Annotated in this window: 11 protein-coding genes; 5 read left to right on the forward strand and 6 right to left on the reverse strand. The window is 39.7% G+C overall.

Translation table 11 applies throughout. The features are described from left to right. Positions 1 to 110 precede the first annotated feature (110 nt). On the forward strand, positions 111 to 1,214 hold the full coding sequence (locus B1202_RS07185) for a hypothetical protein (protein ID WP_078189891.1): 1,104 nt from the start codon (positions 111 to 113) through the stop codon (positions 1,212 to 1,214). Positions 1,215 to 1,243: 29 nt separating this feature from the next. Here B1202_RS07185 and cysN read toward each other — a convergent pair whose 3' ends face one another. Both cysN and cysD read right to left on the reverse strand, forming a co-directional pair. Then, positions 1,244 to 2,857, reverse strand: coding sequence for a sulfate adenylyltransferase subunit CysN (gene cysN, locus B1202_RS07190; RefSeq protein ID WP_078189892.1), 1,614 nt, complete (start codon positions 2,855 to 2,857; stop codon positions 1,244 to 1,246). A 129-nt stretch (positions 2,858 to 2,986) separates the two neighbouring features. Beyond that, complete coding sequence (gene cysD / locus B1202_RS07195) at positions 2,987 to 3,901, reverse strand: sulfate adenylyltransferase subunit CysD (RefSeq protein ID WP_078189893.1); 915 nt, start codon at positions 3,899 to 3,901, stop codon at positions 2,987 to 2,989. Between the two features lie 321 nt (positions 3,902 to 4,222). Here cysD and B1202_RS07200 point away from each other — a divergent pair, with 321 nt between their 5' ends. From B1202_RS07200 to pgaB (B1202_RS07215), 4 genes are all read left to right on the forward strand, one after another. Next, positions 4,223 to 4,765: a hypothetical protein gene (locus B1202_RS07200; RefSeq protein WP_078189894.1), complete on the forward strand. Its 543-nt coding sequence runs from the start codon at positions 4,223 to 4,225 to the stop codon at positions 4,763 to 4,765. Between the two features lie 465 nt (positions 4,766 to 5,230). Next, complete coding sequence (locus B1202_RS07205) at positions 5,231 to 5,869, forward strand: YqiJ family protein (protein WP_078189895.1); 639 nt, start codon at positions 5,231 to 5,233, stop codon at positions 5,867 to 5,869. Between the two features lie 176 nt (positions 5,870 to 6,045). Beyond that, positions 6,046 to 7,758 carry a flotillin family protein gene (locus tag B1202_RS07210; RefSeq protein ID WP_078189896.1) on the forward strand — a complete coding sequence of 571 codons (1,713 nt, stop codon included), beginning with the start codon at positions 6,046 to 6,048 and terminating at the stop codon, positions 7,756 to 7,758. A gap of 274 nt (positions 7,759 to 8,032) precedes the next feature. Next, the gene (pgaB, locus tag B1202_RS07215; RefSeq protein WP_228145141.1) at positions 8,033 to 9,322 is read left to right on the forward strand and encodes a poly-beta-1,6-N-acetyl-D-glucosamine N-deacetylase PgaB; all 1,290 of its coding nucleotides are present in this window, start codon (positions 8,033 to 8,035) and stop codon (positions 9,320 to 9,322) included. A gap of 54 nt (positions 9,323 to 9,376) precedes the next feature. On the opposite strand, the gene pgaD is transcribed toward pgaB (B1202_RS07215), so the two are convergent. Genes pgaD through pgaA form a run of 4 tightly spaced genes read right to left on the reverse strand, consistent with a single transcriptional unit; the run spans position 9,377 to position 15,468 of the window. Then, the gene (gene pgaD, locus B1202_RS07220) at positions 9,377 to 9,889 is read right to left on the reverse strand and encodes a poly-beta-1,6-N-acetyl-D-glucosamine biosynthesis protein PgaD (RefSeq protein ID WP_078189897.1); all 513 of its coding nucleotides are present in this window, start codon (positions 9,887 to 9,889) and stop codon (positions 9,377 to 9,379) included. Continuing rightward, positions 9,876 to 11,147: a poly-beta-1,6-N-acetyl-D-glucosamine synthase gene (gene pgaC, locus B1202_RS07225; RefSeq protein ID WP_078189898.1), complete on the reverse strand. Its 1,272-nt coding sequence runs from the start codon at positions 11,145 to 11,147 to the stop codon at positions 9,876 to 9,878. Before pgaC ends, pgaD begins: the two co-directional genes overlap by 14 nt. After that, complete coding sequence (gene pgaB / locus B1202_RS07230) at positions 11,147 to 13,012, reverse strand: poly-beta-1,6-N-acetyl-D-glucosamine N-deacetylase PgaB (RefSeq protein WP_078189899.1); 1,866 nt, start codon at positions 13,010 to 13,012, stop codon at positions 11,147 to 11,149. The genes pgaC and pgaB (B1202_RS07230) overlap by 1 nt, the downstream gene beginning before the upstream one ends. Beyond that, the gene (gene pgaA, locus B1202_RS07235) at positions 13,012 to 15,468 is read right to left on the reverse strand and encodes a poly-beta-1,6 N-acetyl-D-glucosamine export porin PgaA (protein WP_078189900.1); all 2,457 of its coding nucleotides are present in this window, start codon (positions 15,466 to 15,468) and stop codon (positions 13,012 to 13,014) included. The genes pgaB (B1202_RS07230) and pgaA overlap by 1 nt, the downstream gene beginning before the upstream one ends. Positions 15,469 to 15,615: the final 147 nt, after the last annotated feature.

Here is a 15,615-nt window from a genome sequence, read left to right on the forward strand (position 1 = left end):
ACTTTAACATCATATACCAGTATTTATATTTCTACTTCTTTTAAGTTTTTGAAAAATAATAATATAATTACATAAACTTAATTACGTTATAATTTTAAATTAGGAAAAAAATGAACTCCGATATATTTATAGGTAATCATACTTATTGGCACTTAAATGCGTGTGTAGGTAATAATGGATGGACTGGGATATCTACCTATTTAGAAGGATATCAAGGCGCAACTATAGCGATGCTAGAGTCAATACTTAAAAAAGAAGATATTGTAGGTAGTAATTGCATTTTTTGGACATACGATACTGCTATCTATCCAATTCTCTTTTCTGCTCGGCATTCATTAGAATTATTTTTAAAATATCAAATTGATTCAATTAATAAATTAAAAAAATATAACAACCCATTAAAAAAAGAATTAACTAAAACTCATAACATTGAGACACTATGGAATTTATTAGTAGAAGAAATCAATCAATTAAATGACGATAGACTTCTAAATATTTTAATTTCATTTGAGAAATCAATTCATGAATACAATAAAATAGATCCTCTAGGAGAAACATTTAGATATCCTTATAGTAATGAAGGAAAAAAATACTTAGAAGAACATTCAACTATTAATTTTAAGAATATATACGAAAACTATATACTCATAGCTGATGAAATGCAGAATTTCTGTAGCGTAGTAGATTACCTAAAGTTAGAATATTCTACTGGAAGTTATACTAAAAACTTAAGCAGAAATGATCTAAAAAAAATATCTTCAACACTTCCAACTATGTCAAAATGGAAAGATGAATCATTTAATGACGTTAGAAACTCCATAAAGGAACAATATAAAATATCTTATAAAGAGTTATCTGAAGCTATTAACATAATAATTAGTCACCATGAATTTAGCTTAAACATTATCCCAGAGAATTATTTATTCAAAACAAATCCCGATATTTTAAAACGATATTGTAATGGCGAATTTAGTAAAGATGCTCTTTTAAAATTAAGTATAAATGACTTGATTCTATTTAGATCATTAATAGAAGCTAATGAAACTTCATCTTTTCACTCCGAATATATCAATTTCATAATGGAAAATATATACAAAGATATGAATATCAATTCAGAAATTGATTTTATTTCAAATAATTACAACAGAGCGAAAAAACTATTGACAGAAAAACTAAACTACAACTTTATTTTTCAACAAAAAGACCCGCATTAAGCGGGTCTTTTTTAAATTAATTCAATCTATTACAGACGAACCAACTCAACAATTTTCTCAGCAACTTCTTCAGCAGACTCAACTGTATAAGTCACATCAGTACCTTCAGCAGTATCTGTAATCACAACCACACCAGTCTCACGTACAAGTGCAATTTGCTCTACAGTTAAACCAGCTTTCGCAATCGCAACCACACCTTGCTGAATCAACAAGCTTTCAATCGCTTGCGCATTTTCAAGAGCTTTCGCAGTCACAGTTACCGCAGCAGGTTTTTGACCTAAACGTGCAGCACGTGCTTCAGCAGTAACAGGCTCATTGTGCGCAGTCCATTCCACTGCAGACTCAACCATACCCGCACCAACAGTTACGTTGTTTAAACGGTCAATAAAGATGAATGAACCTGTGTAACGGCTGTCTTGATAGCGGTCAAATACCACTGGCGCATCAAACTCGATGGTCACATCAGCAATTGAGTTTAACTCAAGCTCAGACACTTCCATTTTTTCCAATGTGTTTACATTGGTACGGTAGTTGATTTTCGCAACTTTCGCAGGAATAGTTTGTGTACCAAATTTCACGTTATACAGTTTGCCAACCACTAAAGGCGCATCTGTCATCCATACCACAGAGGCACGTGCAGAACGTGAAATTAATGGCTGTTCGCCTGCTTTAACTAAAACGTTACCACGTGAAATATCAATTTCATCATTTAGCGTAAGTGTTACCGCTTGACCTGCAACAGCATGGTCTAAGTTACCGTCAAAAGTCACGATTTCTTTAACAGTCGAAGACTTACCAGATGGTAATGCAGTAATGGTATCACCAACTTTTACTTCACCGAGTGCAATCGTACCGCAGAAACCACGGAAGTCGAGGTTCGGACGGTTGACATATTGAACTGGAAAACGGAATTCGTGCTTGCTCGTATCATGCGAAATTTCAACAGTTTCCAAAGTCTCCATTAAAGTTTGACCTTGGTACCAAGGTGTAGATGGAGATTTGTTTACAACGTTATCACCATTCAACGCAGAAATTGGCGTGAAGATAATGTTCGCAGGTTTACGATCGCCCAATTGGTTTACGAACTCGTTGTACTCTGCTTGAATTTCATTGAAGCGCGCTTCAGAGAATTCAACCAAGTCCATTTTGTTCACTGCAACCACGATATTACGAATACCCAAAAGGCTCGCAATAAATGAGTGACGACGAGTTTGCGTTTGAACGCCATAACGCGCATCAATCAAGATGATCGCTAAATCGGCAGTCGACGCACCAGTAGCCATGTTACGTGTGTACTGCTCATGCCCTGGAGTGTCAGCAATAATGAACTTACGTTTTTCTGTAGAGAAATAACGGTAAGCCACGTCAATGGTAATACCCTGCTCACGTTCCGCTTGTAGACCATCGACAAGTAAAGCCAAGTCAGGTGCATCACCCGTAGTACCGACTTTTTTAGAGTCACGAGTCACGGCTTGCAATTGATCTTCATAAATCAATTTTGAATCGTAAAGCAAACGGCCAATTAAAGTCGATTTACCATCATCAACGTTACCGCAAGTGAGGAAACGTAGAAGGTCTTTATTTTCGTGTTGTTTTAAATACGCCAAGATGTCTTGGCTAATTAAATCTGATTGATGAGACATTGCTCAAAGCTCCACATATTCTTTTGAAATCGGTTTCTTTTAATCCCCCTATTTCCCCCTTTATAAAAGGGGGACTTTCTCCTCTCTTTTTCAAAGATGAGCAGCATTGCTGCGCAAGGGGAGAGATTCTTAGAAGTAACCTTCCTGCTTTTTCTTTTCCATCGAACCTGCTTCGTCATGGTCGATCATACGGCCTTGACGTTCAGATGTGGTGGCTAAAAGCATCTCTTGGATAATTTCCGGTAAAGTTGTTGCAGTTGATTCAACCGCACCTGTAAGTGGGTAACAACCTAAAGTACGGAAACGCACCGATTTCATTTGTGGCACTTCACCTTCGTTCAAACGCATACGCTCATCATCAACCATGATCAGAGTACCGTTACGCTCAACCACTGGACGTTCAGCAGCCAAGTACAAAGGAACCAATTTAATATTTTCGAGGTAGATGTATTGCCAAATATCCAACTCAGTCCAGTTAGACAATGGGAACACACGAATACTTTCGCCTTTATTCACTTTACCGTTGTAAAGATTCCAAAGTTCAGGACGTTGGTTTTTAGGGTCCCAACGGTGTTTGGTATCACGGAACGAGTAAACACGCTCTTTGGCACGAGATTTTTCTTCGTCACGACGTGCACCACCGAAAGCAGCATCAAACTGATATTTATCAAGTGCTTGTTTTAAGCCTTGAGTTTTCATAATGTCAGTATATTTTGAGCTGCCGTAATCGAACGGATTCACGCCTGCGTCTTTACCTTCTTTGTTTTGATGCACGATCAAATCAAAGCCATGCTCTTTTGCCATGTTGTCACGGAAAGTAATCATGTCTTTAAATTTCCAACCCGTGTCTACATGCAGTAGTGGGAATGGAAGTTTGGCAGGATAGAATGCTTTTAAAGCAAGATGCAGCATGACCGCTGAATCTTTACCGATTGAATACAGCATGACTGGGTTTTCGAACTCAGCAGCAACTTCACGGATGATATGAATACTCTCAGCTTCAAGCTGTTTAAGATGAGTAAGTCTTTCCTCATTTAATGACATGGACAACACCAGCTTAGAATATGTGTACTTATTACACTTTTAAAGATATATATACATTATAGTGATTAAGCTTTCATAACGATTGCTTGTTTTGTGATATTGATATTCTTATTCGTCATATACAAATTGTCTGATACTGCTTATCAATTTTAATTAATTTAATATGATAGACTTATCAATTTCATTATTATTCTAGTCCGAGATCCGTAATTTTACGCAATTTTTTATCAATTAACTAATCGCTAAATCCTCTAAACAATCGGTATTCAAACTCGCTCAAAGTACCTAAAGTAGCCAAATCACTCTCCAATAGTTATTGATATGCCATATAGTCACTATACGCTTGAAACCTTAAAGTCGCTGATAGAAGCAGCAGGTCTTGCTGGCTATATTTATCAGCATTCTTCACACATGCTCGTGCTCCAAGAAGCCTTAAATGATGACGGCAGCCCGCTGAATAACTTTATCCAACATGAGCTGAGTGCAGACCAAATTGGCCTTCAGTTCGGCCTACGACTTTTGGACAATAAACTCGAATTTTTGATTGGGGTGACTCATAGTAACCAAGATCGTGGCTACGAAATTGGCGCTGGCAATTTAAAAGCCGATCAACGTGCATTTAATCTGCTCTATGCGTTTTATAATTTCCCCAAAGCATTTCACTTAATCCACTTCCCGCTCGCAGCCAATAGCACCCAGTTAGAGGAGGAGATCGAAAAGCAACTGTTTCAACTTAAAAGCATGGGCTTTTTAGACACCGCGATTAAAACCAATCCGATGGGCGAACAAGTGAAGTGGATGAAAACCTTTATTGTTCAAGCGGCATTAGATATGAAAGTACGCATTCAAACTTCATTGTTATAAAAACGATTAAAGCCAACTAAAAATAGCTCTATTGAACACCAGTTCATATATCGAGTTGGCAGCTATAGTCACGGCAAAGCCCTCAGCACTGCCGTGACAGTTTTAAATTTACATTTCCTAACATTGTTTTTGGTGCCCTTTAATAGGCCATTTCTTTCCCTTGAGCGCGACCGCTTATATATCTGCAATTAGATTTAAAATTTTATTGATCACAAGGACTTAAATCTTAATTGTGTAAAGTAGAAGCGCTATTCACATTCGATTTAGATAATCCTGACTTAATTGATCGACTATTTTTGAAGAAAAACTAAGTAATAGTTCACATAAAAACCGATGGTTTGTTAACCGGATGTGTAATTTTTTTACACAATTTAGACAGATAATGTTATTTTATTTACTGAAAAAAAATTCAGCCAGAATTATTTTTTTTGATTTTTTATAAGCATAAATATAGAGATAAATATAATGTGGGAATTGTTTACTCACCCGTCTAATATCGTGTTTAGCATTAGTCTCTGCTTAATGTTCTTGTTTGGACTTTTTGAGATTGTGTTAACAATTTTAGGGGGGGGTTCTCAAGGCTTCTTAGATCAATTCCTACCAGAGGATGTTGGTCATAATGCAGAGCTAGGTGTAGATGCCGATGCAGGTATCGTGACACGTGTGCTCGATTGGTTGTATTTGGGTCGTATTCCACTGTTTGTATGGCTCATCATTTTCTTATGTGTCTATAGTTTGTTGGGCTTTGCTATTCAAGCCGTCGTTAACCAAATGACCAGTATGATGTTCAGTGCATGGATTATTGCACCAGCCTGTATTTTTCTGTGCATGCCCTTCGTACGTTTCAGCGCAATGCTCATTGCCCGTATTTTACCCCAAGATGAAACAACCGCCATTTATAGTGATGAATTGATCGGTAGAACGGCCACGATCATTTTGGGTGATGCACGACCACAGTCCCCTGCTCAAGCCAAAGTCAAAGATCAACACGGATTGACCCATTATATTTTGGTTGAACCTGAACAAGATGAAATTTTCAGCCAAGGTCAATCGGTGGTTTTAACCCAAAAAACAAATGTAGGCTTTCAAGCCACCATGCTCTAAATTTTGAATGAATTGATGCTCGGTCAGTTCTTCTAACACCATATAAATACATTTAACGCGTCATTCCTTCTGCATATCTTGAAGTGATGATGAGTCAACAAAATACTGATTTTTAAACCAAACTTGTTAGCACTTTAGAGGGTTAACTTGAACTACAACAAAAGAGATAAACATCCATGTTAGACATTATTCCAAGCGGTATCCTTGTTTCAGTCGGGATAATTTTTGCCGCACTTATTTTTATTGGTTTTATTATTGCTCGACTTTATCGTCGCTCAAGTAAAGAAATTTCATTTGTGCGTACAGGCTTCGGCGGTGAAAAAGTGATTTTAGGTGGCGGTGCTATTGTGCTTCCGGTGCTGCATGAAATTATCCCAGTCAATATGAACACCCTACGTCTTGAAGTACGCCGTGCAGATGACCAAGCGCTGATTACACGTGACCGTATGCGTGTCGACGTGATGGCGGAGTTCTATGTCCGTGTGAAACCAACCGCAGATTCGATTGCTACCGCAGCACAGACTTTGGGTCAAAAGACCATGTCACCAAATGAGCTTAAAAATTTGGTCGAAGGTAAATTCGTTGACTCACTACGTGCAGTTGCCGCAGAAATGGCGATGGAAGAGTTGCATGAAAAACGTGTCGACTTCGTACAAAAAGTGCAGCAAGTGGTGTCTGAAGATTTACATAAAAACGGTTTGGAACTTGAAACCGTTTCATTAACTGGCTTAGACCAAACAGGCTTTAAATACTTCAACCCACAAAATGCGTTCGATGCTGAAGGTTTAACTAAACTGACAGAAACCATTGAAGACCGTCGTCGTAAACGTAATGCGATTGAGCAAGATGCAGATCTTGCAATTAAGACCAAAAACTTAGAAGCAGAACAAGCACGTCTACAAATTTTGCGTGAAGAAGAATATGCAAAACTGCAACAAGAACGTGAAATTTCAGTTCGTCGTGCAGAACAGCTTGCAGAAATTGCATCACAAGAAGCTTCGAAAAAACGTGAAGCCGAAGAAGCGCGTATTGCTGCTGAACGTGAAGTTGACTTAAAACGTATTACTGCTGCACGTGACGTTGAAAATCAAAATATTCAAAAGTCACAAATTATTCAGCAAGCCCAAGTGGAACAAAAGAAAACCATTGAACTCGCTGAGCAAGACCGTGCCATTGCCATTGCTGAAAAATCTCGTGCTGAATCTGAAGCTAAAGCGCATGCCGATCAAGCCCGTGCTCAAGCGGTAAAAGCCGAAGAAGAAGTGATTACCGTTCGTCAAATCCAACAAGCTGAACGTCAAAAAGCTGTTGAATTGGTGTCTGCGAAAGAAAAAGCGGAGAAAGATGCGATTGCCATTACTGTCGCGGCTGAAGCAGGTAAACAAGCAGCTGCAGATGATGCAGAAGCTATCCGTATTGCAGCTGAAGCCGAAGCTGAAAAAGTTCGCTTAAAAGCAAAAGGTGAAGCTGACGCAAAAGTTCTCTTGGCTCAAGCGATGGAAAAACAATACCAAGTTGATGCTGAAGGTACACGTGCAGTGAACGAAGCAAACAACGTATTGTCATCTGAACAGGTTGAAATGCAAATTCGTTTAGCGATGCTGAAATACTTACCTGAAATCATTCGCGAAAGTGTTAAACCAATGGAAAACATTGATGACATTAAGATTTTGCAAGTGAATGGTCTAAATGGTGGTCATGCAGGTTCTTGCCAAGGTGATGCTCACCACGAAGGCAGCGGTAATGTTGCCTTGTCAGACCAAGTGGTGAATAGTGCCCTACGCTACCGCAGCCAGGCCCCACTGATTGATAGCTTGATGAGTGAGCTGGGTATCCAAGGTGGCGATATTAACGGTTTAACTCAGAGCTTAAATAAAAAAGCTGGTTAATTCGTTTTACACGCTAAGAAAAACCGCAGCTTAGTCCTGCGGTTTTTTTTATTGAGATCATCGACAAGGAAGACTTACGAGAGCTTAAAAAATTCGTTCAGTACCAAATCATGACTTTAAAATGACGAAATACTGGATCACAACAAAGTGCAAACCAAATCACACTTTTAAGAATAACCCTCCCCCTGCATTCTTGCTACAATCCTCAGATTCATCATATTCTGCTTAGCTATACCTGCGAAAACGTGCAGCAAAATATACGATGAACACATTCATGAATGATAATACGCTCAGTGCAAATATAAATATGACTTCTTCCTTAATTGCCGTTACTTCCAAACGCCCCTTTAAAAAATTAATAGGTCTAATGACCTGCCTCGGTTTGATCTTTTCAGGTTGTAGCAGTGCTGAAACTGTACGTATTACCCACCACCCAATACAAGATTTGGTCAAGCAATATGCATCAGCCAATTCTGTACATCAAACTTTGACCAACAATACACAAAAGCCAAGTACTACTGAACGTATGCGCATCATGCATATCGACTTAGATTATGTATATGATGCCAATCAGGCTCAACAAGAACAAAATATCCGCGCATTGATTGAACGTATCCGTCGCATTGAAGCCAATACGATTTTTCTACAGGCTTTTGCAGACCCTGATGCCAATGGTTCGGCTGATGCGGTGTATTTTAAAAATCGCTATATCCCAATGCGCTCAGATTTATTTCAACGTGTTTTGCATGAGATACGACAGCAGACTCAAGTAAAAACTGTATATGCATGGCTGCCTTTAATTGCGTGGAAGTTCCCGAAACAGTACCCGTTGCAATATGTAAAAAGCCAAAGTGAAAAGAAAGGTTATATTCGGATATCGCCCTTTGACCCGAGAAACCAACAATACACAGCAGAAATTTTTCTAGACTTTATTCAGCAAAATAAAGTAGATGGCATTCTTTATCATGACGATATCACTCTCAATGATTTTGAAGATAGCAGTGCCGCAGCGCTTCAAACCTACAAAACTTGGGGCTTCGATCAACAATTGATTGGAAAACCAAAGCATGCGCAGCAGCTTGAATTTTCTCGCTACAAAACTGCTTATCTAGACCAATTTGCTGAAGGCATTAGTCAGATTTTAAAACAGCAGCAACCCGACTTACATTTTGCTCGTAATATGTATGCTGAAGCCGTGCTGAACCCGAACAGTGAAAAATGGTTTAGCCAGTCCAATGCCAGCACGTATCAGCATTATGATTACAACGCCATCATGGCCATGCCCTATATGGAAAAGGCAGATGACCATCGTCAGTTTTATTTAAACTTGATCGAACGTGCCAAAAAATATGACCCAAATTTGAACCGTACCATTTTTGAACTTCAAGTGACCGATTGGAATCATCAAAAACCCATTTCCAATCAGGAACTGACTGACACCATCCGTTTACTAGAACAGCATGGTGTACAACATATCGGGTATTATCCAGATGATTTCGTGCAAAATCATCCAGATGTACAGCAAATAAAAAAGGCATTTGCACCTGCCCTAGCTAAGGACTGATACCAATGCCTACAGCATCAGATCTAGAATCCTAGATCTGATGAAGAACGCTGATTAGCTGTTGATTTTATAGTGTTCTAATTGTCCTTCGTCCGTATAGTGCAACGTGATATTTTTCGATGCTCGCATCGTGGCTATATCACTGGCTTTTACGTGAAAGCTTTTCGCCAAATCTTCATCTTGAGCATTCTCTGGCGCCTTTCTACGATCTTCACCATGAAAACGCATCCAGTTATAACTTGCCCATACAAATAGACAGCATATAAAGATTCCAATTGAGAAAATCAATTTCATGATCGATAGACTGGTCATCGGTTGGGACTGGTCCATAACCTGTGAATACACCACTGTGCCTTCAAACCACCAAAACACTAGGGTTAATAGCGGTAAAAACAACCACATCCAAAGCATCCAACCGACTGCCATCAGCCCATAGCCTGCTGACTTGCGTTTGACGTATTCAGGTTTATCAATATATTCAGGTAATTCAAGCAATGATTCATCTTGAATAATTTTAAAATCCGAATCTGCAACCGGCTTCTGATTTTGTAAATTAACTTGGTTCATTGTTTTCCTCCCCTCTAAATCCACGGTCTGGACTGACCCAACGCGCACGCTTTTGGGTTTTAAAAATAGTCTTTGGCAAAGCAACGACCGTGGTCAGCATGGCTAATATCCAGAAAAATAAGGGATACCAAATCACCCAAAAATAATTTCGCAGTAAGCGTTTTTTGTCGTAAGCGCGATCGATCCATAAACTCACGAGGAACTGGAATAAACAGGTCACACCTAAAATCACCCCATACCATTGAGGTAATAGTGATTGGATCGCCCACTCACCCGGTAATGAGAAAAATAGACCATAAAAATACAAGACAAAAATACTGAACATCACATATGCCCAGATCACGCTAATGATAGATTCGAAGGCAATCGGCCACATCCGACGTAAATGCCATTTAAATATTTTAGGTAAATAAGCAAATAACACTTCGATGCCGCCTTGAGCCCAACGTAAACGTTGTTTCCAAAGTCCATTAAAGGTTTCTGGCATATAGATATAGCAAAGGGCTTGCGGGACATAGTGCAAATCCCAATGATCGAACTGCAAACGCCATGACACATCAATATCTTCTGTGATCATGTCATCACGCCAGTAACCGATGCGGTCGAGTGCCGTTTTTCGAAATCCTGCAATTGCACCTGACACTGTAAAAATACGACCATAGGTTCTTTGAGAGCGCTTGATTAAGCCAATAATCGAAGAAAATTCACCGACCTGAATTTTACCCAAGATGCTTGAACGGTTCACAATACGTGGATTACCCGTTACAGCGCCCACACGTGGAAAACGGGTCAGATGATGCATCATCCAAAGTGCCGAATGAGGGTGCAACAATGCGTCACCATCAATACAGATCAAGTATTCAAATTGGCTGACCATAGCACCTGCACGTAATGCATACGCTTTGCCCTGATTCTCTGCCAAATGCACCACACGCAATCTCGGATATTCGAGTGCCAATTGGTCTAAAATTTCAGCGGTTCGATCTTTACTTCCATCATTCACCGCTATCACTTCAAAATTTGGATATTGGCTCTGCATCGCATATCGAATTGTGTCTCGTACCTGTGCTTCTTCATTAAAGCAAGGCACAATGATGCTACAGCCTTGCTCAGTTGGCACGGGAAGTTCAGGTTGTTTCCATTCACGCTTTAAGTAGAACCACACGCCTCCAGCAATCCAAATCCACGCCATAAACAAGGGATATAGGAAAGCAAAGGCAAAAAACAGATCGTTAAAACTCAGTTCCCATTCTTGCATTACTGACCTCCTTGTATATACGGATCACGGTAAGTCAGTGGACTGCCATTCAAGCTGATGCTTTGATATAGATGATGTTGAACGCGTTCGCCATCCTGAAGCTGATAATTATTCAGTCCGATTTTTTGAACCGATGCTGCACGTAAAGCCTGATAATTTTGCTGATACTGTGTCCAATCTTTCTCGCTCATATTTGGACTGATATCCAAACTGACAATCAAGCGTTGCTTTTGCTCTGTATTCAAAGTCTTCAATGCGGACATAAAGGCTTTAAAACTTTGCGGATGCTGACCTGGGTTAATACTTAAATATAGAAAGTCCGACGCTGTTAAGGCACGAGTCACCAAAGGTTTTAATCCAGAAAATTCATGTCCAGTTAAATTCACCTTGAGCGCGGTTTGGTTGTCATTACTAATATTGGAATAAAAATGTGCTTGCGCCTTACTACGCTCTTTAATCGCAATAATTTTTTGCACTTGCTCGGTACATGCGGTTGACCACTGCGCTGAATGAATTGCACAATCCAAGCTGTTACCGGTGTTAATAATTAAACCTTCAAGCGAACTATTGTTTTTCAATAGATCTGCCGTTAGGTCTGCTAAATTAATCCCCTGCTGTAACTCCAAACTGATTGGGAGCTGTGCATACACTCGATTTCCAATTCGTGTACGGGCTTGCCATACGGTGCGATTCAGTAAATCTTGTTGCATCGGCAGTTTTGAATTTGGGAAAAATAAGGCATCAATTTTGCCGTCACCATCATGATCAACAGCGGCATTTAAAAGCAAAGTATTGGTTTTTAACGCATTGACCTGATCTAATAATTTCCCCAATTTCTGATCTGATTGCTCAGCCGTTGGCGCTTGTAATTCAGCCAAATTAAAATTCAGGAATGTTTTACGCTGTTTATAGGGCGCACGAGCTTCAACAATAAAGTCTTCCATATTTTGATGGATAAACTCTGGCGTTGGGTTATCCATAATCAGGGCACGCTGATAGGTATGCACCGAATCTGCCTGACTGACCACATTACCTAAGCTAAACGACATGGGCAGTCCCGCTTTACGTGCATATCCCTCAATTTCTGGTGTAACTGCACCGTATGGCCAGAAGATTGCCATACTATGAATGCCCAATTGACGATCAAGTTCTTGTTTAGATTTCTTCAAATCTTGCACAATACGCTGCTCGAACTCAGCATCGGTTTCATAGCGGTTTTGAGCTGGAAAATACTGACGCGTAATCGCAGCAGGTTCCATATTTTTTTGTGGGTTTGCCAAAATACCATGATGCAGATCATCCGAATGCGATACAAATTCGGCATATCCCGACTTTTGCATTTCCCGCATTTGATCCCAATTCATCAAATTACCTACACCATAAGCTTCATAAGCATCTTTGGTATTACCATTAATCCAACTGGTTGGAATAGCAAAAACTGCAGGAAATTGATATTGCTTTAACAATGGAAAAACTTTGCTATAACTACTTAGCGCACCATCATCAAAGGTTAATAACAGTGCCTTTTCAGGTAACTTTTTCTTTTGTAAGCGAGCCTGCATGACATCTTCTAAACGAATGGGTTGCCAACCTTCTCGTTTAATCCACGCAAAATATTGCCCAAGATTTTGCGTACTTATCGCATAGACATCTCGATCACCACGTTTGGCAACATCATCCCGAACATCATGAAAGGTCAGCGTTACAAATTGGTTATGTGCGGTACTTTCATCAAGTTCAGGCATCGCCAAATTTGCAGTTTTTGGCACATTATTGTCAGCAAACAGATATGTCGTACTGATGGGCAAAGTCACAGCTAGAACTAAGCTTTGCTTCAACATGCGGTGTATTAATGTATTTTTCATTAGAAGCGCCCCTCAAATCCAACAACTGCATAACTACGATCTTCATCTTTTCCGTCATACGGATGTGAACCCCAACCTATGCCGTAGTTCAATTTCCACGTGCGCGAGAGCTGCCAATCATGTTGATAATACAAATTATAAATCGGACGACTTGAGTAGCCTTTTTGTCCGAAGGTACCGATAGTTGCTGCAAAGTGCTGGTTAAAATGACGTTCATAATCTCGCCATGTCATCCAATCATGTTCCAATGTCACTTCAGCGCTATAGCTATGTTCAGGGTTAAAATAAGGCACATCAACCGAATCATTTTTTCCGTAATAACCACGCAGTGTTGCCGCAGAAATATGATGCGGGGATTGTTGGAATTGTTGTTTAAAGTATCCAGAGAGTTCTTGGCGTAGATTGCCATCATCAATATCGGTCAATTGATAACTTGCGCCTGCCTTACGTGATTCATTTTGTTGCCAGTTCAGTGCAAAACGATAAGCCTGCCCTTCATGATCCTGTGCCAAAGATTGCAATGGAATATCCGCTTGGCTGTCATAACCCAGTGCATAGTTCCAATGATCATTTAACCAATGTGACCAATCCAATTGCACACCAAAACGGTCGCCATCGGTGCTTTGAGAGAATAATGCAGATGCAGCTTTACGATCCGAAGCCCACTCTAAACCCATGCCAATCCTTTGGTCTTTTAATTTGCCAGACTCATACTTCGACCAACGGTTGCTATGGTCTGCAAAGAGTCGATAATTATCGTAAAACCATGGGCTATTGATACGCGTCCAGTTTTCCTGTTCACGTGAACCTTTCAGGCGATTTTGTACACGAGGATCATCAGACTCACTTTTTGCAAAGGTACTTTGATGTTGAATTGACGCACGATTCCGATCATCTAATTCTTTTTTACTTTGTTTTACGCCCGTATCATCACCGACATGGCTGACCATATATTGATTGAGTTCACGCCAAGCTTGAATTTGACTTAAAGCTTGAAAATTCTGCATGCGGTTAATTTGCGTTCCCTGTGAAATTGGCTCTAAGCTGTTCTGCTGCGCCAAAGTGTGCTGGGACTGCTCTGGTTTTTCACGCCAACGTTGAATTAATGCCAAATTATTTTGATAACCGATATTGCCAGGAGCCTTTGCGGCTAAGTCATTAAAGTAACGTTCAGCTTTTTCATGCTCATTGCGATAAGCAAAGTTCAATCCCTTCAACGCAATAAATTCAGTACGATCATCGTGAGGCGCCTTATCCACCCCTTTCGCATTACTATAAACAAAGGTCGGCAACTGTTTGTCCATAGTGTCGATTAACTGATTGGCTTGTTTAAATTTTTCTTGTTCGATCAAGCTATAGTACAAACCAGCATAGACGTTATAGTCCGCATAATTTTTTTCAGCAAATAAACTCTGATATAAAGGCTCAGCTTTTTCAGGTTGACGTAATTTTAAATAACTGTCTGCCAAAGCATGTCGTACATAAGCCGGCATTTCTTTAGCTGTTTGGCCGGTTTTTTCTACTTGTACCAGTGCCTGCTTTGAGGCATTACGTGCATTTAAGGCATAGATATATTCATAATAAAATTTACGCTTACTCGCTTCATCTGCAGGAAGTGAGTCTTCATAAGCTCTCATTTCAGCCAGAACACGATCTAGTGGTTCAAATGCCGTTGCCCCACGCTTCATATCAAACGCATTTTTTGAAGCTTGAATACCTTGTTGGATATGCTGTGAGAACTCATTCATCTTGAGCAAATGTTGCAACACAGGCTTAGAACTATTGAGTCCATTGGCCTGAATGTAGTTTTGCGCAGTGGCAAAATCGCTATTTTGCAACAGAGCCAAGACATACTGTTCTTGGGTATCTGCATTTGGCTGTTTTTCTAGCGCATATTTCGCTGCATTGAGCGATTCAGCAGGCATATCCAATAGTCGATAGGCATAGGCCAATTGCGAAAGATAATCTGCACCAAGCGACTGTAAGTTGAGATTTGCCAGTTTTTGTTTTGCTTGATCTTTTTGACCTGATTCTGCCAGCAACACACCCTGCCAAATCAACCACTGTTCCGATTGATCCTGCTGATAAAATTTTTGTGCCCACTGTAAGGCTTGATCATATTGTTTAAGATCGCGTAAAGCTTTGATGACACTGACTTTGCCATAATCTGGAAACGTCGCTGGACTAATCTGCGCCAAGTAGGCCACATCTGTAGAGCTAAAGGTTGCATTTGCATAACGCAGGAGCGTGTAATCCGCAATGAGCTTCTGATTTTCAGGATGTTGCGCTAATAAAACTTGTAATTGGTTAAATCCCTGATCCACTTTACCGACACGGATATCCGCAACACTTTGTTCTCTTTGCTGATCAATATTATCAACTGCAAATACAACCGCAGGAAAGCTCGAAAAAATCGACAAGAAACATAGACGAGATAAATAAGATTTATAAATCATGATTATTCACGTTAGAAGAGTAATTATTCATCAAATTAAATTAATGTGATGTGTTTCACATTATATCATATTTTGACCGATTAAATTTGGTTAATTATTCATACTAAAGTGTTAATAATGAATGAGAATATGCCGATTTTATAAATT

It is taken from the genome of Acinetobacter amyesii (assembly GCF_002018365.1).
Classification (GTDB): domain Bacteria; phylum Pseudomonadota; class Gammaproteobacteria; order Pseudomonadales; family Moraxellaceae; genus Acinetobacter; species Acinetobacter amyesii.